General features: G+C 58.2%; 18 protein-coding genes. 8 read left to right on the top strand and 10 right to left on the bottom strand.

Translation table 11 applies throughout. From position 1 onward, the window contains the following. Nucleotides 1-167: 167 nt before the first annotated feature. The gene (gene cynR, locus ACPYOJ_RS05790; RefSeq protein ID WP_481415385.1) at nucleotides 168-1,061 is read right to left on the bottom strand and encodes a transcriptional regulator CynR; all 894 of its coding nucleotides are present in this window, start codon (nucleotides 1,059-1,061) and stop codon (nucleotides 168-170) included. Nucleotides 1,062-1,184: 123 nt separating this feature from the next. On the opposite strand from cynR, the gene ACPYOJ_RS05785 reads away from it, so the two are divergent. Next, nucleotides 1,185-1,580: a DUF302 domain-containing protein gene (locus tag ACPYOJ_RS05785; protein WP_481415384.1), complete on the top strand. Its 396-nt coding sequence runs from the start codon at nucleotides 1,185-1,187 to the stop codon at nucleotides 1,578-1,580. A 74-nt stretch (nucleotides 1,581-1,654) separates the two neighbouring features. Beyond that, the gene (locus tag ACPYOJ_RS05780; RefSeq protein WP_481415383.1) at nucleotides 1,655-2,191 is read left to right on the top strand and encodes a carboxymuconolactone decarboxylase family protein; all 537 of its coding nucleotides are present in this window, start codon (nucleotides 1,655-1,657) and stop codon (nucleotides 2,189-2,191) included. A 226-nt stretch (nucleotides 2,192-2,417) separates the two neighbouring features. Here ACPYOJ_RS05780 and cynS read toward each other — a convergent pair whose 3' ends face one another. The 3 genes from cynS to ACPYOJ_RS05765 form a co-directional block, all read right to left on the bottom strand. Then, nucleotides 2,418-2,888 carry a cyanase gene (gene cynS, locus ACPYOJ_RS05775; protein ID WP_481415382.1) on the bottom strand — a complete coding sequence of 157 codons (471 nt, stop codon included), beginning with the start codon at nucleotides 2,886-2,888 and terminating at the stop codon, nucleotides 2,418-2,420. A gap of 53 nt (nucleotides 2,889-2,941) precedes the next feature. Continuing rightward, nucleotides 2,942-3,607, bottom strand: coding sequence for a carbonic anhydrase (locus ACPYOJ_RS05770; protein WP_481415381.1), 666 nt, complete (start codon nucleotides 3,605-3,607; stop codon nucleotides 2,942-2,944). Between the two features lie 163 nt (nucleotides 3,608-3,770). After that, complete coding sequence (locus ACPYOJ_RS05765; RefSeq protein ID WP_481415380.1) at nucleotides 3,771-4,805, bottom strand: YeiH family protein; 1,035 nt, start codon at nucleotides 4,803-4,805, stop codon at nucleotides 3,771-3,773. Between the two features lie 66 nt (nucleotides 4,806-4,871). Between ACPYOJ_RS05765 and ACPYOJ_RS05760 the strand changes: the two genes are divergently transcribed. After that, the gene (locus ACPYOJ_RS05760) at nucleotides 4,872-5,759 is read left to right on the top strand and encodes a LysR substrate-binding domain-containing protein (protein ID WP_481415379.1); all 888 of its coding nucleotides are present in this window, start codon (nucleotides 4,872-4,874) and stop codon (nucleotides 5,757-5,759) included. A 181-nt stretch (nucleotides 5,760-5,940) separates the two neighbouring features. Here the strand turns inward: ACPYOJ_RS05760 and ACPYOJ_RS05755 are convergent, their stop codons facing one another. From ACPYOJ_RS05755 to ACPYOJ_RS05745, 3 genes are all read right to left on the bottom strand, one after another. Next, nucleotides 5,941-7,374, bottom strand: a complete 1,434-nt coding sequence (locus ACPYOJ_RS05755) for an aldehyde dehydrogenase family protein (protein ID WP_481415378.1) — start codon at nucleotides 7,372-7,374, stop codon at nucleotides 5,941-5,943. A 47-nt stretch (nucleotides 7,375-7,421) separates the two neighbouring features. Then, on the bottom strand, nucleotides 7,422-8,654 hold the full coding sequence (locus ACPYOJ_RS05750; protein WP_481415377.1) for a CaiB/BaiF CoA transferase family protein: 1,233 nt from the start codon (nucleotides 8,652-8,654) through the stop codon (nucleotides 7,422-7,424). A gap of 64 nt (nucleotides 8,655-8,718) precedes the next feature. Continuing rightward, complete coding sequence (locus tag ACPYOJ_RS05745) at nucleotides 8,719-9,627, bottom strand: NAD(P)-dependent oxidoreductase (RefSeq protein WP_481415376.1); 909 nt, start codon at nucleotides 9,625-9,627, stop codon at nucleotides 8,719-8,721. Between the two features lie 243 nt (nucleotides 9,628-9,870). Here ACPYOJ_RS05745 and ACPYOJ_RS05740 point away from each other — a divergent pair, with 243 nt between their 5' ends. Continuing rightward, the gene (locus ACPYOJ_RS05740) at nucleotides 9,871-11,208 is read left to right on the top strand and encodes an MFS transporter (protein ID WP_481415375.1); all 1,338 of its coding nucleotides are present in this window, start codon (nucleotides 9,871-9,873) and stop codon (nucleotides 11,206-11,208) included. 59 nt (nucleotides 11,209-11,267) lie between these two features. Here ACPYOJ_RS05740 and gcvA read toward each other — a convergent pair whose 3' ends face one another. Further along, the gene (gcvA, locus tag ACPYOJ_RS05735) at nucleotides 11,268-12,200 is read right to left on the bottom strand and encodes a transcriptional regulator GcvA (protein ID WP_481415392.1); all 933 of its coding nucleotides are present in this window, start codon (nucleotides 12,198-12,200) and stop codon (nucleotides 11,268-11,270) included. A 123-nt stretch (nucleotides 12,201-12,323) separates the two neighbouring features. Here gcvA and ACPYOJ_RS05730 point away from each other — a divergent pair, with 123 nt between their 5' ends. Genes ACPYOJ_RS05730 through ACPYOJ_RS05715 form a run of 4 tightly spaced genes read left to right on the top strand, consistent with a single transcriptional unit; the run spans nucleotide 12,324 to nucleotide 15,440 of the window. Next, nucleotides 12,324-12,710, top strand: a complete 387-nt coding sequence (locus ACPYOJ_RS05730) for a Zn-ribbon domain-containing OB-fold protein (RefSeq protein WP_168830117.1) — start codon at nucleotides 12,324-12,326, stop codon at nucleotides 12,708-12,710. Nucleotides 12,711-12,720: 10 nt separating this feature from the next. Next, a complete protein-coding gene (locus ACPYOJ_RS05725) occupies nucleotides 12,721-13,872 on the top strand; it encodes a thiolase family protein (RefSeq protein ID WP_481415374.1) in 1,152 nt (383 codons plus the stop codon). Nucleotide 13,873: 1 nt separating this feature from the next. After that, a complete protein-coding gene (locus ACPYOJ_RS05720; protein ID WP_481415373.1) occupies nucleotides 13,874-14,629 on the top strand; it encodes an SDR family NAD(P)-dependent oxidoreductase in 756 nt (251 codons plus the stop codon). Continuing rightward, the gene (locus ACPYOJ_RS05715) at nucleotides 14,589-15,440 is read left to right on the top strand and encodes an enoyl-CoA hydratase/isomerase family protein (RefSeq protein WP_481415372.1); all 852 of its coding nucleotides are present in this window, start codon (nucleotides 14,589-14,591) and stop codon (nucleotides 15,438-15,440) included. The genes ACPYOJ_RS05720 and ACPYOJ_RS05715 overlap by 41 nt, the downstream gene beginning before the upstream one ends. Nucleotides 15,441-15,451: 11 nt before the next feature. Here ACPYOJ_RS05715 and ACPYOJ_RS05710 read toward each other — a convergent pair whose 3' ends face one another. Further along, nucleotides 15,452-17,716, bottom strand: coding sequence for a xanthine dehydrogenase family protein molybdopterin-binding subunit (locus ACPYOJ_RS05710; protein WP_481415371.1), 2,265 nt, complete (start codon nucleotides 17,714-17,716; stop codon nucleotides 15,452-15,454). An 11-nt stretch (nucleotides 17,717-17,727) separates the two neighbouring features. Then, nucleotides 17,728-18,195 (bottom strand): (2Fe-2S)-binding protein, encoded by a 468-nt coding sequence (locus ACPYOJ_RS05705; RefSeq protein WP_481415370.1) that lies wholly within the window; start codon nucleotides 18,193-18,195, stop codon nucleotides 17,728-17,730. Nucleotides 18,196-18,259 lie beyond the last annotated feature (64 nt).

Genomic DNA, 18,259 nt, shown 5'->3' with positions numbered 1-18,259 from the left:
CCCAATTCGGCTGGACCTTGAGGATTGCCCGTCAGAAGAGCGGCTGGGCGTGCTTTTGCGCCGCTTGCAGGGATAGCATGAAAGGGACGCCAACAACGTGACAACGTCGCAAAGGAGCAGCCGCGGCGCCTTTCCCTTCAAGCCAGCTTGAAGCTATCGGGCTCGGCCTATTTTGTTGATGGCAGCGCCCAATCCGTTGAGTTGAACATCTGTTCGAATGCAATGCTTGCAAAAGAATGATATCCGTCGGCGCGTTTCAGCAGACAGATGGGTCTTGTTGCGATTGCTGGTGATAGGGGTATCGATCGTGTCCCAGCAATCCGGTTCCCAGCAAATGCCGGCAAGATCGTCGCATATGCACCATACCTTACCAGCGATATCAGCGCTTCCAGGGAATTTGATTCAACGGATATCTTCGCCTGCAATCGATTGGCGCGGAAGTGTTTGTCGATGAACAAGCGGGTTGCGAAGGATCGATCAAACAGCGCGAGCTTCAATGTCGAGAGCACCTCCGAATTGATCGATAGAAGATCGGCACAGGGATGGTCAGGGCTTACAACACAGTTGAGATGTTCTTCGCCAACGGAGGTGCCGGAAATTTCGGCACTCTCCGGATGGCTGGGAGCGATCCCTAGATCGAAACGGTCGTGCATCAATCCCGCCTCAATATCCATTTGCGCCAGCACGTCTACTGTCATTGTGATATTGGGATAGGTGCTCAGGAAGAGGTGGGTCAGAGGCCCTATCAGGTAGGTGGCGAACGTCGGTGTAAAAGCCAGTCGCAAGTCGCCTCTGTCCAAATTTCTGACATCGTGAACAGCGCGCTTGCCGGCATCGAACTCTCGCAGAGCCCGAGCGGCGTGACCGATGTAGGCCTTGCCAATGTCCGTCGCGACAACTGTTTTGCCGGATCTATCGAGAAGTTTCACGCCGAGGCGTTCTTCGAGATGGCGAATCTGTTGCGATAACGCGGGCTGTGAAACGTGCAGCTTTTCGGCCGCCCGCGTGAAGCTACCTTGTTCGACCACCGAGATTAAATATCGTGCGAGGCGTTCTTCCATAACGTGTACTTATAGGGCCCATAAGGAGGCGATATTCGACATTATAATCGTGGCGGTGCAAGGTTTTTTAGTCGGAAAAAGGCATCGATATGAAAGACTTAATCGTCGGCTTGGAACACGCCCATGATTGAATGTCCTGCGGGCATAGTGGAACTGGCTAGCGCCTATGACTTCACGACCACACTGGATCGTCTCAGCGATGCGTTCGAGAAAGCCAGCTTGAAGATATTCGCGCGCATCGATCATAGCGCCGCCGCGACACAAGCGGGCCTGAGCATGCCACGGACCATCGTTCTCATCTATGGCAGCCCGCAATCAGGGACGCCGCTGATGTTGATAACACCGACGTTAGCTTTGGATCTACCGCTGCGCGTACTGGTGCGGGAAGACAGCAGCGGAAGGACCATGGTTGCGTATCATCCTGCGGCCGCGATCACAAATGCGACGGTCCTCACCAATGACCAACTGGCACGCCCTAAAGCGGAGACGTTGATCGCCAAAACGGTGAGTGGCGAATAACCGCAAGTCTTCTCCTGTCAGCAAACCGGCTGACGCAAATCCTCCCGACTGACGTAGCATAAAAGGAAATTATCATGGCTCGTCTCCATACTATAGCATTGTCCGAAGCCACTGGCAGGGCAGCCGAATTGTTCAGCGCCGTAAAAAGTGCGGTTGGCAAGGTGCCGAATTCATACATTGGAATTGGCGGCAATAGCCCGGTTGCCCTGGAAGCGGTCTTGAATCTGGAAGCTTCGCTCAAAAAGAGCAGCTTGAGCCCTGTCGATATCGAAGTCATCAAACTGGTCGTCAGCCAGACCACCGGCTGCGACTATTGCCTGGCCGCCCACACGCTGCTGGGAAAAAAGTTCGGCTTGAGCCGCGAAGCGATTCTAGCGCTGCGCCAGGCACAGCCGTCGGGCGATGTGCGAAATGACGCATTGGCGAAGTTTGTCCTATACCTGCTCAAGACCAGCGGCACAGTTCCGGCTGATGTTGTGGCGGCAGTCAAGGAGGCCGGCGTTACGGATCCGCAGCTCGTCGACGTCACGATGGCGGTAGCAAGCATCGCGCTCACCAATCTATTCAACCGCATAAATGATACTACGCTTGATTTCCCCGCTGCAGATTAATGCAACGGGCATTGCCTTAGGTATGTCTAGCGACCGCATCCAATACTGAAATCCGATGCGGTCGCGGAATTGGTCCTCGAGGAAGACGTATAGCGTCGGTTGCTGAAAACTCTTCTCACAGGGCTGCTCGTCGAAATGGCGGAGGAAATGCAAGACGACGGCGTGCTGATCGCAATCACCCTCGACTGTCGCAATACCCAGCGACAGTCGAAGGCGAGTTCAATCATCAGTATGGCTTGGTGGGGAGATACTTGCCGTTTAGCGTAATAACGGCGCGGTGCCCGCCGTCGGAATCCTCGACCTTCTCGACGCTCAGCTTAAAGTTGATCGCGCTGATGATGCCGTCGCCAAGCTTTTCGTGAACCAGGGCTTTCAGGGTCGTGCCATAGACTTGGATCATTTCGTAGAACCGATAGATCGTCGGATCGGTAGGCACGGCACCACCGAGACTGCCGCGAACGGGAATGGTCTGCAGGTTCAGGATATCGTCGGAATCGAAGCCGAGCTGTTTCCCGACCTTTGCGGCGATGTCTGCCGGGAGGGGGTGCTGTCCCAAAAGCGCTGCTGTGACAAAAGCTTCCGAGAGACCTGTTCCCTCGGCCAGCTGAGCCCAGGAGAGGTTTTTCTTTGTTTTGTTGGCGACAGCCTTGTCGGCAAGGTCACCGCGAACGGTCTGGTTGTGTTGGGATTGCAGCATTTCAGTTTTCCTTTCTAACTGGAGATCAAATCACACCGATTGCCGATGCCCGCTCAATGAGACGAGCTGAGCGGCGCACCGCTCGGGTAGGCGTTTGCCTCGGGATTGTCCGCAAGCGGAACGAATATCCCTGTGGCTCCATCAAGCGCGTCTATCTGACCGCTCTCGATGTCGTAGACCCATCCGTGCAGCCGCAGTTCGCCTTTGCTCATGGCGACGGCAACGGAGGGATGCGTGCGAAGATTGGCGAGTTGAACGATGACGTTGTCGTGGGCCAAGGCGTCGATCTTTTCGTGTTCGCAATGATAGTGCCGGCAACCGTTTACCGCCTTTGCTGCATCGGCATATTTCAGCCAATTGCTGACTGCCGGGAGGCCGCCAAGATCATGGTCGCAGGCAATCGCTGTCATGGCACCGCAATTGGAGTGTCCGCAGACCACAATGTCCTGCACGCCAAGTACGGAAACGGCGTATTCGACGGAGGCGCTGACGCCACCGGGTTCAGCCCCGAACGACGGAACTATGTTGCCGGCATTGCGAATGACGAACATCCCACCGGGCTCCTGTTGCGTCACCAGTTCCGGGATGATGCGACTGTCCGAGCATGCGATAAACAATGTGCCGGGCGATTGTGCATGTGAAAGCTCCCGAAAAAGTTCGGTGCGTTCCTTGAACGCCGTTTCCCGAAACTTGAGGAAGCCCGCAACGAGATCGGTCATGTTGGTCTCCTTGGTTCTTGACAAGAAGACCCTGGGCCAGCACCTGCATAATGTCTAATATCAGTTAATTACAAACTGCATAAGCGCTGATTATAGCGACAGTCACTGGTGGCCTTTTAACGAAGCAGGCGCATGGCGGTATTTGGGACGTGTACCGTCGCCCCTATGACAGAAGTGCCAAAACAGTGGCGCTAATTCCAGCAAGCGCCAACAGCGAGAGCGATGCTGCGGCTATTACCTGTCCGCCAGCATGAGCGACGGTGCGAACGTCAACGCTGAGGCCAAGTGCGGCCATTGAGACGATCGTCAGGGTAGTCGACACGTGGCTCATCGGGGCGATCGCTTCATCAGGAACTAGGCCGAATGAGCGCAGGGTCATCATCGCCAGAAACCCGAGAATAAACCACGGTACGATCGCAGTTGACGATGCCCTACCGCCACGGCGCCCGGTACCCGCCCCAATCAGCAGAATGACCGGTCCGAGCATCAGCACGCGGATCAATTTGACCAGAGTGCCAACTTGCACGCTCAACATTCCGGCCGGCACAGTTGCCGCCAAGACCTGGGGAACGGCATAAACCGTAAGTCCGGCAAAAACCCCGTAGGAGTGCTGGCTCATGCCGAAATAGATATCGACGAGTGGCAGCGCCAGGACGGCAAAAATGCCAAGTACCGCGGTGAAGGCGATGGAGGCAGCCACGTCATCCGCGTCCGCGTCAATGACGGGCGCCACTGCTGCTATAGCGGAATTGCCGCAGATGGAGTTTCCGCAAGCGACCAAGATGGCGAGCTTGTGTGTCAAACCGAGGCTGCGTCCGATCCCGTAGCTTACAAGCAGGGCGATCACAACCACCGCCGCGATCGCTGCAAATAGCATTGGACCAGCATTTCCGATTGCTTCGAAGCTGATAGACGCTCCGAGCAATACGATCGCTATCTCCAGCACTATCTTGCTCGCAAAATGAATGCCGCTCTGGAATCCCAGAGGCAGACGAAAAACGGTGCGTATGGCTGTTCCAATCAAAATAGCCAAAACCAATCCTTCGATCCAGGCGGCTCCAAACCACGCGGCTTCTACACGTTCGAGCAGAAGCGCTACGCCGGCAACAAGAGTTGCCAAAAGAAGACCGGGCAACACACTGACGATAACTCTGTGCAACATAGGAATAATCTCCGTCTGATGCACACTAGATGTCATCGCCGATCATCGACTTCCATCGAATAATACGGCATGTTTCATTCGATAAAACTGGATGTTTAGCCCATGACTTTCGAGCAACTTTCGATCTTCGTTGCGGTGGCGCAACGTGAGCACCTCACTAAGGCCGCCGCCGCGATCGGTCTGACGCCATCGGCCGTCAGCTCAGCGATTAAGGCCCTGGAATCATTCTACAATGTGGAGCTTTTTCATCGTGTCGGACGCCGAATCGAATTGACCCAGGCAGGGAGGAATTTCCTAGGCGAGGCAGAGGCGGTCCTCGCACGCGCAAGGTCTGCGGCGCTCGTCCTAAGTGAATTGGGTGGCCTGCGGCGTGGCACGCTCAATATCTATGCGAGCCAGACCATATCGAGCTACTGGCTGCCACCACGTCTGATGCGGTTTCATGAAGCCTACCCTGGCATCGAAATATGCCTTATCGTTGGCAATACCAGAACGGTTTCACAGGCAGTGATAGACGGTCTTGCTGACCTTGGATTTGTTGAGGGCGAAATCGACGAACCGGTGCTGGCATCGCATCGCGTCGCGGTGGATGCAATGGTCGTCGTGGTGCCTCCGGGACATCTACTCGCGGACACAAAGGGCATTACTGCCGACGATCTTTTGACAAAAGCCCGGTGGGTCATGCGTGAGCCGGGATCTGGCACAAGATCTACTTTTGAAACAACGTTGACCGCATGCGGCTGCGATCCTTCCCGGCTTGACATCGCCATGGTCCTGCCGTCCAACGAGGCGGTGCTTTCTGCCGTCGCGGAAAGTATGTGCGCGGCGGCAGTATCGAGTATCATCGTGCGGCAACGCGTCCAGCAGCGGGAGTTGATGACCGTTGATTTCAAATTACCTGATCGCGCTTTCCTGTCACTCCGACACAAGGAGCGGCACCAGAGCGACGCGGTCCGGAAGCTGCTCGAGATTTGCATGTCCGGCAATTGAAAAGGGCTGAGACGGATTTCGACAAGAGGTGCTCAGTCGGATCTCGCTGCCACTGCCGTCATCAATGCTGCCTTGATCGGTCCATCCGCCTCGAACCGTGGTATCGGTCTCGTCGGCATGCCATCTATCACCGACGGGGCGCTTGCGCCATAATTCAGATACCAGCGCACGCACAGCGACATCAAAGGCGAATGATGACTGACTTCAGCTGCGTGTAGTGGGCCAAAGCGTCGACGCCTTGTTCGCGACCATAGCCGCTATATTTGAAACCACCACACGGCGTCTGCACGAACCCTCCACTGTATTCGTTAACAACAATGCGTCCGGCCTCCAAGCGTCCGGCTACGCGGTGAACACGTCCAATGTCCCGCGTCCAGATGCCTGCTGCGAGCCCAAGGTCCGAGTCGTTGGCGATCCGAACAGCGTCCGCCTCGTCCTTGAACTTGATGACGCTGAGGATTGGCCCGAATATCTCTTCACGAGCGATCTCCATATCGTTGCTTACACCGGTGTAGACCGTAGGCTCGACATAATGGCCGCCGCCAAGATCCTCATCGAGCACTTTGCCGCCGATCGCAGGCTTCAATCCATCTCGCTCGGCGATGTCGAAGAAGCTTTTGATCTTGTCGAATTGCGCATTTGTCGTGATCGGTCCGTAGGATGCATCGTCCTGCGGCCCGATCTCCAGTTTAGCCACGTTGTCTACCAACTTGGTCACAAAGGCGTCGTGGACATTTTCCTGCACCAGCAGCCGCGTGCCAGCCGCACACCATTGCCCGCCGTTCCAGGTGAAGGCGCTCGTCGATCCCTTTGCGGCGGCATCGAGATCGGCATCATCGAAGACGATATTCGCACTCTTTCCACCTAGTTCTAGCGTCAGAGGCAGAATTCTTTCAGCAGCGATACGGCCAAGTTCCTGCCCGGCCTTCAGTCCTCCTGTAAAGGAGATCTTCCGAACATCCGGATGGCTGGCCATTGCAGGTCCGACGACACTGCCCTTGCCGACGATCACATTGAGCACGCCGGGAGGCAGTCCAGCTTTTTCGACCGCAAGCTTCGCGAAGTCGACGAGCGATCCCGACGTATGTTCGGAGGGCTTGGCAACGACCGTGTTTCCCATGGCAAGCGCGGGAGCGATCGCCCGTGCGGCCTGATGAAGAGGCGCGTTCCAGGGAAGGATGACCCCGATTACGCCGAAGGGATCACGGCGAGTGTAGACGTGATAGTCGGGTCCGACGTTGATGATGTTGCCATCGTCGATATTGACGATACCGCCGTAGAATTCGAAATACTGCGCGGTCAGATCGAGAAGCTGAGCCATCTCTCTTCGGGGCTTGCCCGTTTCCAGGCTTTCGGTCTCGACGACGGACTGGCCGTTCTCACGAAGTTGTCTGGCGATTTCAACAAGCAGCCTGCCGCGCTCGGAAGGACGCATGTCTCGCCAAGCGGACAGGGCTGTAGATGCGGATGCGATCGCCAGCTCGACGTCCTTGGGGCCACTGTTGGCAACGTCCTTGATTTTCCGATTGGTACGCGGATCGATTTTATCGGCATAGTCGCCGTCGAGTGGCTCAACATCCGAGCCACCGATATAGCTTAAAGTGCGTTCTACCATGTCGCATTTCCTCCGGTCTGTTATCTATTGATCGTCGTGACTGAGCATCACCGTATCGAGGCCGAGCGAAGCGGCGGCTCTAACGTCGTCATCGATGTCTCCGGTTCGCCGACTAGCGCGTCAATTTCGTCTTTACGAAATCCGGAAGATTGCAGGATCATCCGAGAATGCTCTCCAAGCGAAGGTGCATGGACATGGCCGGCGCCGCGCATTTCAAGACTATTGATCGGAAACCCTGGCGTCCGGACCGATCCGATTGTCGGGTGATCGAGCGTCAGCATCATGCCGTTTGCGTGGATCTGCGGGTGCCGAAGAAGATCGTCATAGTTCGCAACCGGCGCGCAAAGGATGTCGGCATGTTTCAGCGCCGCAAGCCAGTCGGTGCGCGTCTTTGTAATGAACCGTTCCCCAAGCAACTTCCGCATCTCCGTCCTGTTCGCGACTCTCTGCGAGGAAGTCGCAAAACGTGGATCGGCGGCCAGCGGTGCAAGATCCAGCAGGTCGCACAGACGCTCCCATCTGCCGGCGTTATATGCGGCCACCATGAGCCATCCGTCGGACGCTTCGAAGGCTTCGTTGGGTGCGGAGTAGGGGGCCGCACTTCCGATCCGTTCCGGAACCAGCCCGTCGGCAAGATAGTTCGTGAGCGACACCTGCTGCAGTGCGATCGCCGAATTGAACAGGTTGACGTCGAGTTGCGCTCCCTTGCCCGTCTCAGCGGTCTTGCGAAGCTGCGCAAGGATGCCCGACACCGCTACATAGCCCGTGAAGACATCGACGATCGGAGCCTGCACCTTGGCCGGCTCGGCCCCCTCCGTTCCGATTATACTCATCAGTCCGCTATCGGCCTGCAGGATACCGTCGACTCCAGCCCGGTCGGCATAGGGACCCGTTTGCCCATAAGCGGAGATCGAGGCGTAGATTAGAGATGGGTTTGCTTTGGATAGCGATTCGTACCCCAGCTCCAGGCGATCCATTACCCCCGGGCGCATGCTTTCAACCAGGATGTCGGCCTTGGCCGCCAGCTTTTTCGCCGCAGCAACGCCAGCGGGCGACTTGAGATCGAGCTTGAGGCCGAGCTTGTTGCGATTGAAGCCATGGTAGAGAGCGCTATCGTTGCCGATCCACGCCGGGCCGAGCTTACGCCCCAATTCGCCATCCGGCGATTCGACCTTGATTACGCGGGCGCCCATGTCGGCGAGCAGCATGGTGCACGTTGGTCCGGCACCGATGTGCGTGAAGTCTATGACAGTGAGATTTTTTAACGCGTCACGTAACATTGTCTTTTCTCGCTCTATCGGCGGAATTGCGCCTCGTCCGAGGAGGCGACCGCCGGAATGAAGGTCAGCGGCTGATTTCGACCCCAAAAGTCTCTTCAAGTTCCTTGACGACAACCGTCATGTCCTCGCTGGAATGGCCATGCGCATGCGCCAGTTCGTAGAACTGTTTCGCCAGAGCCGACACCATCATCGGAGCTCCGATCGCATCGGCTTCGTTGACGCACAGACGGAGGTCCTTGCGCATCAGTTCGAGCCGGAAGCCGAAGTCGAACTTTCGGTCGATGACGCGCTCCAGAATCTGCTCGGTGACAAAGCTGCGGCCCGTGCTGGCATTCAGCATCTTGAGAATGACGTCTGCGGAGAGACCGAATTTGACGCCGAAAAGGATCGCCTCGGCGGCGGCGACGAGATTTGCACCGACGATCATGTTGTTGACCAACTTAAGAGCTTGACCCTGACCGACGCCATCTCCGACGTGGACAACGTTGCGACCGAAGCTTTTGAAGACTGGTTGCAGCTTCTCGAAAGCCCATCGGGCTCCCGAGACCATCACTGAAAGCGTTCCGGCCTCGGCTCCAGCGACGCCGCCGGCAAGTGGTCCGTCGAGCGCGGTTATCTGACGTGCCGCCAGACCCTCGGCTACCTCCTTTGCAACGCTCGGGCCCGTCGTTGAAAGATCGACGTAAATCTTGACCCTGGACCCGTGGATGACTCCGTTCTCACCCAGCACGACACGCTTGACGGTTTCGGGGGTCGGCAGGCAGACGAAGACTGCATCGGCGGCATTCCCTACGTCCGAAGGCGAAGCGCACACCCTCGCGCCAAGTATCGCACAGCATTCCACCGCAGCCGCGTCCGTGTCGTAGACATGCAAATTGAAGCCTGCCTTCAGAAGATGCCGGACCATATGGGCGCCCATGGCACCGAGGCCGATGAAACCGATATCGTTTTGACCATGAGATTCAGCTTGCATGACGAGTGGCTCCTCCGCTGCGTTTTGTCTCGGCAGACGAGCGCTTTTCGGAGCCGTTCTTCAAGTGAGATTTCGGTCTCGGCATGTTGACCGCAAGTCAACATCCCTTGGTCGGACGCCTCCGTTGAGTTTTTGTCAATCGCGCGGGCCGCAAAAGTCGTTCACAGCGATTTTGCGATTTTGCCATGCTGTGCCCCTCGGGTCCTATGGGAGAGACCTGCTTGACAGCATGGAGGATCAGCTATGTCGGACGTTCCCGGCACAACGCCTTTTACATCTGAACAAACGAACGAGAACGTCGGTGCGGCGACGGCCCTGACGGCCCATCAGAAGAAAGCGGTGGTCGCCGCGACACTTGGTACGATCGTCGAATACACGGACTGGGTCATCTACGCGACGTTCGCATCGATCCTGGCGAAAGAGTATTTTTCCTCCGGGGACTCACTCACGGCACTGTTGTCGGTCTTTGCCGTGTTTGCGGTTGGCTTCGTGATGCGCCCCGTCGGCGGCGCGATTCTCGGTGCATTTGCCGACAGGCATGGCCGCAAGGCGGGGCTCACCCTATCCATCCTTCTGATGTCAGCCGCGTCGCTTATCATCGGCCTATGCCCAGGCTATGCGGTAATCGGCCCTGCGGCTCCGGTCATCCTGGTATTCGCGCGCCTCGTGCAGGGCTTCTCAGCGGGCGGCGAATTCGGCTCCGCATCGACTTTCCTGGTGGAATCAGCACCTTCAGACAGGCGCGGCTTCGCAGGATCTTGGCAATGGTTCGCGATAAACGCAGGCACTTTGGTCTCGTTCGTGCTCGGCTACATTCTGTCTCAATTCGGCAACGATTCCGGCTTGACGGACTGGGGATGGCGAGTGGCGTTTATCGTCGCTGCGATCCTTGGGCTGATCACACTCTGGATTCGCCTGTCTGTCTCGGAAACTGATGTTTTCAAAAAGCGCGTGGCCGTTGAAGGCGTTCAAAAAAACCCAATGATGGATGTCCTGCTGAAACACCCGAAGGATGCTCTACGTGTCGTCGGCATCGCAATGTCCGGAAATCTGCTCAACTACGTGTGGATGGTCAGCTATCCGAGCTACATCCACCTGGTCACCAAGATGCCAATTGTCGATACGCTTCTTGTAGGCAGTGTCTCCGTGACCATCTCACTTTTCATTATACCGTTTGTGGGAATGCTCTCCGACCGGATCGGACGCAGGCCGGTGCTGATTACCTTCGCGATCGCGTCCGCGATCTGGGCGTGGCCAAGCTTCGCTCTGCTCGTACCCGGCATCACATGGTTCCAGGCGACTGCGTTAATGACTGTATCGATGATCATCATGACGGGGTTCGCCGGTGCGGCGGCCGCCATGATGGCCGAACAATTTCCAGCGCGTATCAGGGCAACAGGCGTCGCTCTTCCCTATGCAATCTCGGTCACTCTTTTTGGTGGGACGGCTCCCTACATCATGACCGCGATGAACGGCTGGGGATATGGCGATTTCATCTGGATCTATGTGGCCGCGATCTGTGTCGTCGCCGCAATCGTCTACGCGAGACTGCCGGAAACGAACGGACGCCCGCTGCGCTGAAGGATCAAGCGTCGGAGATATCGGAAGAGGCCCCGCCCGGTAGCGGGGCCTCTTCGCATCTATGGTTGCGTTTGTGTTTCCACGGGATTGAGCGCCGCAGATTGCGTGGCGGCCGCGGCCTGCTCCAGCAACCATATCCGGAAGCGCCTGAACGCAGGGTTTCGGAGACGGTTGCGGGGATAAATGAAGTAATAGGTGAAATCACCGCGATCCAAGCTGTGCTCAAACGGCTGGACCAACCGCCCGGATCGGAGGTCGTCGAGGAAGAGCGCCTTCTGTGCGATCATGACGCCCTGTCCTTCGAGCGTTGCCTGGTACGCCAGAGTAGAGCTGGCGTACTTGTCTCCAGCATACGGATCCACGGTCTTGCAGCCCGCCGACTCTAGCCAATAGCGCCAATCGTCGGGACGGATGAAGGAGTGAAGGAGGTGTATCCGACTGAGATCACCGAACTCGTTCAAGCCGTGGCTTTCGCGAAACGCAGGTGTGCAGAGCGGAACGAGTTCATTCTTCATAACTCGGTCGACTTCGACTCCGGGCCAGTTGCCGTCGCCCAGGCGGATTGCGCCGTCGACGTTCTCGCGGTCGAAGTCCACGGTCTCGTTGGACGTCGTCAGTCTGACTTCAGTGGTGTCGTTTGACGCGTTGAATGTGCTCAGCCGAGGGATCAGCCATTTCATCGCGAACGTGGTGTAGGCGCGCACACGCAGAATCTCGATCGTCCTCCGACCTGTCAGCTTCAGCGTCTCCTCACGCAGTCCATCGAAATGGCGGGTCACCGCGGCGAGATACTGTTCGCCTTCGGTCGTCAGAACGATCTCGCGGGGGTCGCGTCGGAAGAGCTTGACGCCGAGATAAGTCTCCAGGCGCTGAACCTGGCGACTGACAGCTCCAGGAGTGACGAGAAGCTCCTCTGCGGCACGCCGAATGCTTTGCAAGCGGCCTGCAGCCTCGAAAGCGCGCAAGGGGTTTAATGGCGGTAGCGAGTCCATGAGCACGAATATCTCGCGTGTTGCCTTTTAGTCAACGGTTTCGAGCGGCTTTGTCGTTCTGCCTCGGCGGCAAAATCCAATATTTTCAGGGTGCAAAACAATCCACGATTTGCGGAGGAAACCATGACTATCATCGACCAGGCGGCGCGCCCTGACGCCGCCGAAGTTTCCAAGACTGTGGTGCGTCTCGAAGCGTCCCGCGACAAATCCACCGGCAAGGGGATATTTCCCCGCATTCCTGCGACATCGCCCTCAGCCGATCGCTTCGAGCCGATCACGCTATCGGAGGTCGCCACACTCTACAGCTTTACAGTCATCCACCCAAATCCGAAAACTGGCCTGACACCTTTTGTATTGGTCTACGCCGATTTCCCTGAAGACGCACGCGTGTTTGGTCGCCTGGAGCTTCCCGAAGGACAGAGGCCGGCAATTGGCATGACGATCAGGCCGGTTTCCGAGCGCGCGGCTCCGATGAGTGCCAGCACCAGCTACACATTCGAACTGGCCTAGGGAGGCAGCAATGAACGAGAACGTCTATATCGCCGGTGCTTCAATGACGGCATTCGGTCGCCACAACGATCTTTCGATGCAGGATCTGGCGCAAGCCGCAGTCAGCGGAGCTTTGAAGGATGCAAGGGTCCGCAAGGAAGAGGTCCAGGCGATCTACGCCGCAAACGTCTATGGCGGCATGGTCCTTGGCCAGGTCCTGATGCGCGATCTCGGTATCACCGGTCCCGCGCTCTACAACGTTGAGAACGCTTGCGCGAGCGGCGCGACGGCGGTGCATCTCGCATGCCACGCGCTCAAGCTGGGACTGTACGAGACAGTCGCCGTTTTCGGGGTCGAGCAGCTTACGAAACTCGGCGGCGGCACGATCCCGCTTCAGCGCAACGACTACAAGACCGAGCTCTACGCATCCATGGGTATGACTTTGCCGACCGTCTACGCGATGCGCGGCACCCGCTACCTGCATGAGCGTGGTGAAAAACCTGAACTTCTGGCCGGCATCGCTGTTAAAAACAGGTCGCACGGCGCGCGCAATCCATTCGCCCAGCAGCGTACCGAAGTCACGCTGGATGAGGTCCTAAAATCGCGGCCGGTCGCCGAACCGCTCACCCTTCTGCAGTGCTGCCCGTCCAGTGTCGACGGGGCAGCTGCGATCGTCCTAACCACTAAGCGTCCGACGCAGCATGCGACGCCGGTACGCATTCTCGGATCGGCTGTCCAGTCCGGCCATCAAGAGATCGGGTCTGACGACATCCTCGACGCGGAAATTACAGCCCGCACCGCCCGGCTTGCCTACGAACAGTCAGGCGTTGATCCCAAAGATGTAAACCTCGTCGAGCTGCACGACGCGTTCACCATCGCAGAGCTCCTGTACTATGAAGCGCTGCAGTTGGCGAGGCCGGGGGAGGGCGCAGCTCTCCTGAAGAACGGCGACACTGCGCTCGGCGGTCGGGTTCCCGTCAACCCCAGCGGCGGGCTGCTTGCAAAGGGCCACCCGCTCGGTGCGACCGGCGTGGCACAGATGGTCGAGATCGTCTGGCAGCTTCAGAACCGCGCGGATGGCCGGCAGATTGAAGGTGCGAAGATTGGTCTGACCCAGTGCACCGGCGGCGGCATCGCGGGCGTCGACCATGCCGCTTCCGCCGTTCACATCCTGGGGGTCTGAGATGAGCCAGAAAGATATAGCTGTTGTCACCGGTGGCGCCCGGGGCATTGGCCTCGGGATTGTGGATGCGATGCTTTATGCCGGCTACAATGTTGCGTTGCTCGATTTCGACACGGAGACTCTCCATAAGACCGTCGAGGAACTGCGCGTAAAATATCCCCACTCCGAAATTCTCGGCGTCCGGGCCGACGTCACAGACCGCGAACAGGTCGAAGGCGCGTTCGCCGACATCCGGCGGAGTTTCAGCAGGGTCGACATTCTCGTCAACAACGCGGGTATCGTGCGAGACCGGCGCCTGGTGAAGATGGAGGAGGACGACTGGGATAGTGTCATCGCGACCAATCTCAAATCGCAGTTTTTGACCTGCAAGGCTGTCGTCCCCGGCATGATCGAACGAGGTTACGGACGCATCATCAACATCTCGTCGCGCGCCTGGCTCGGTGGATTCGGGCAAGCCAATTACTCGGCTGCGAAAGGTGGAGTGGTGAGCCTTACCCGCAGCTTGGCAATCGAGCTCGCTTCGGTCGGGATCACCGTCAACGCAGTCGCACCCGGCATCGTCGAGACGCCGCTCTTCCAGACGTTTACCAGCGAGGTGCAGGAGAAACTCAAGAAGAGCGTCCCCATGCAGCGTATCGGAACTCCCGAGGACATCGCCCAGGCGGTCCTTTTCTTCGCGGCCCAAGCGAGCAGTTACATTACTGGTCAACTCATCTATGTCTGCGGTGGCCGCTCCCTGTCTAGCCCTAGCGTGTGAGGCTGCCATGGCTGTTACTCTCACCATAGACAATGCCGTAGCGACGGTGCAGCTCGACCGTCCGGAAAAACTAAATGCCCTCGATGTGGAGCATCTTGTGGAACTGCGGAAGCACCTGGCTTCCGCATCTGCAGATCCATTTGTCCGGGCAATCGTTCTAACGGGGGGTACTGGTCGGGCTTTCTGCGTTGGTGCCGATCTTACGGCCAGCCGCCAGAACGACGTCGGTGTAGCCGAAGGCTTCGGCCTGACGTTGGAGGAGTCGGGTCAGAGAGGACTTTATATCCGACTCCTCGATCTTCAGGGCTTGCAGATCAAGAAGCCGTTGATTGCGGCGGTCAATGGATTCTGCCTCGGCGGGGGGCTAGAGCTTGCCCTGCAGTGTGATTTCATTGTCGCATCGCACGCGGCGTCGTTTGGGCTTCCCGAAGTCGTCGTCTCAAGCCTGCCAGGTGCGGGAGGTGTCCCAAACCTACTGAAAGCCATTCCGAGGAACGTCGCGATGCGAATGCTTTTGACGGGCGAGCGGATCAGCGCGCAACGGGCCTACGACATTGGGCTGGTGACTGACCTGTGTCCGCCCGAAGAACTGGCCGCTGTGTCAGCCTCAATTGCTTCGAAGATCGCCGAAAACGGCCCCTTGGCAGTGCAGTTGGTCAAGATGCTTGCCGTGCAGTCGGAAAACATGGCCGCATCGCAGTCCCAGCAGTTTACCGAGCTCGCCTGGGGATTGCTGCGCGATACCGAAGACCGGCGCGAGGGCAAAGCGGCTTTTGCTGAGAAGCGCAAACCCAATTACCGCGGTCGATGATCGCTGGCCCCTCAGGTGAGGCCAGCGGCGCGAAGTTTGTCCGGGGTGAACGGTGCCTGACGGATGCGCACCCCGGTGGCGTCGTAAATGGCATTGGCGATGGCGGCCGCCACCGGCCGCATGCTCGGCTCGCCGGCGCCGCTTGGCGCAATGTCCTTGCGATCAATCAGAACGACGTCGATCGTCTCCGGTGTCTCGGTGATGTCCAGGATCGGATATGTCTCCCAGTCGACACTCGTCACGATGTTCTCATCGAACTGCACCTCTTCGTGCACCGCCCGGCTGATCCCTTGGACTATATTGCCCTCGATGGTGTGCGTGAGTTGCCGCGGATTGATGATCATGCCGCAATCGTGGGCGACGGTGAATTTACGGGCCCAGATCTGGCCGGTCTTGCTGTCGATCTCAACCTCGGCGACGATGGCCACACGAGTGCCGCTACGCTGCGCATAGGCAATACCTTGTCCCTTGAGCTTGTCTCCGCCTGCGCTCTGGCGGCGGGCGGCCGTGCGGGGCTGCCAGCCAGCCTTTTCAGTGGCGGCCTTGACGACGGCAATGTCGCGAGGATCTGTCAGATATTTGAGACGGAAGGCCACCGGGTCCATGCCGATGTCATAAGCCACCTCATCCAGGAATGATTCAGAGGCGAAGTGGATTTGCGGCCCAACGGGGTCGCGCAGATGCGAGGTCCGGAGCGGTGAGGCGCGGTCGAGCAGCGGCGCGACCGTCTCCCAGGCCTTTCGTTTGGCGGGGAAACCGTAGGACTCCTCCGGTACGCCAAATCCATCACCTGACTGAAGCGGCGTATCGATGAGTTGGCCGGCCAGCGTGTCGTGGGCAGCGCTCTCATTGGAATTGACGTCTACCCGCGAAAAACCCTTAGATTCGAAATGCCAGGCCAGCACGTTGCCGCCATCGTCAAGGGCGACGCGAGCCGTATGAATCGAGGCTGGCCCTTTCGGATCCCAGCCGGTACCATCCCGCCGCATTCCCTGAACCCGGATCGGCCTACCGGTAAGCTTGGCAATCAAGGCGGCATCCGCGGCCGCATCGCCGGCATCGTTGCGGCCGTAGCTGCCTGGACCCGGAACCCAAATGCCATGCACGTTTTCTGCCGGAAGACCAAGAATGGCAGCAACGCCAGCGGCCGCGAAATGCGGCTTTTGCGAACCGGTCCAAAGGGTCGCCTTGTCGCCCTTGATCTCGACGACCGCGCAGGCCGGTCCCATGCTCGCATGGCTTTGAAATGGCCATTCATAAGCCGCCTCGATAACCTTCGCAGCGCCGGTGAAAGCGGCGTCGACGTTACCGACATCCTCGCCGGGATCGCGGTGGACGACGGCGGCTTTCCTGAGGTGATCGTGGACCCCTGTCTGCGTTGGGAAATTAGGCTTGGAATCCGACCAGCTCACCTTGAGTTGCTCCGCAGCCTTGATCGCATCCCATTCTTTCGGGGCGACCACTGCAAGAAAGCCTTTTTCACGAATGACCTGTACGCCGGGAATGTCCTGCACCGACGATTCATCGATCTCAAGGGGAAGAGCTCCAGCAACCTCCGGGCGGATTACCCGCGCGTGCAACATGCCTTCGACTTTGATGTCCACCACATAGTCACCGGTGCCCAGCACCTTCCGCGGCACGTCGCGGCGCATCGGCGACGTCCCGATAACCTTGTGATCGGCCACAGGTTTGATGGTGCCTTTGCCCTTGACGAAGAGAGCATTGCCGATCTTTTCGTTCCACTCGAGCTGGGTGTCGAAGAAACGTCCACCGATCAACTCGGTATAGGTAACCTTCTTCGCCGGATCGGCAGCAACACTGACGACACCGTCGTCCACCTTCAGGTCGGCCGCCGGAACACCGAGGTGACGTGATGCCATCTCGACAAGCTGGTAGCGAGCCTCAGCTGCCGCGCTTTGCAGAGCCTTGCCACCATTCTGGATCCCGGTAGAGCCGGAGGCTCCGCCCTGGTTGATGCTGGTGGCCGTGTCGCCTTGCTGCACGAAGACTTTGGATACGGGAAGATCGAGTTCCTCCGCCACCATCTGGGCAACGCCAAGATCGGTGCCCTGACCCATGTCCATCTTGCCCCAGAATGCCGAGACGGTGCCGTCCGCATTGACCTTGATATAAGAGGAAAGATTTTCTGGCTTCAGGGGCGGCTGCGTGGCGGCGCCGAAAACGGCGGCGCGCGCCTTCATGCCTGGCAGCACGACAGAAACGGTAAGGGCGCCAAAGGCGCCGAGCACGGCGCGACGAGTGACGTTCATAGTCATGGCCACCTCCCTTACGCTTGCGCTGCGCGCTTGACGGCGCGCATGATACTGTAATGCGTGCCGCAGCGACATTTGAGCCCCGTCAGCGCTTCGCGGATCTCGGCATCGCTGGGCTTGGAATTGGTCTCCAGGAAAGCGGCTGCAGTCATAAGCCAGCCGTTGAGGCAGTAGCCGCATTGCGGCACCTGCTCTTCGATAAAGGCCTCCTGGATCTTGTGGGCCTTGCCGTTGCCTCCTCCGAGACCCGCCAGCGTTACGATCTTGCTACTGCCGATCGAATCCACCGGTGTCACGCAGGAACGGACGGCCTCTCCATCGATTTGGACAGTACAAGCGCCGCACTGGGCCAGACCGCAGCCGAAACGAGGGTTTCTGAGGCCTAGATCGTCCCGAAGCGCATAGAGCAGCGGCATATCCGGATCCGCCGTGATCGTATGCATTTCGCCGTCGACATTGAGCTGAATACTTTTGGTAGCCACGTCTTCCTCCCGTAAAAGTCGCAATTCCCGAAGTCGCTTCAGCCTATGTACCACCCGATAGCCC

The sequence above is a fragment of the Rhizobium sp. SVR5-9E genome, from assembly GCF_056755095.1.
The sequence above is the reverse complement of the archived record's forward strand: the minus strand, read 5'-3'. Positions and strand labels throughout refer to the sequence as shown.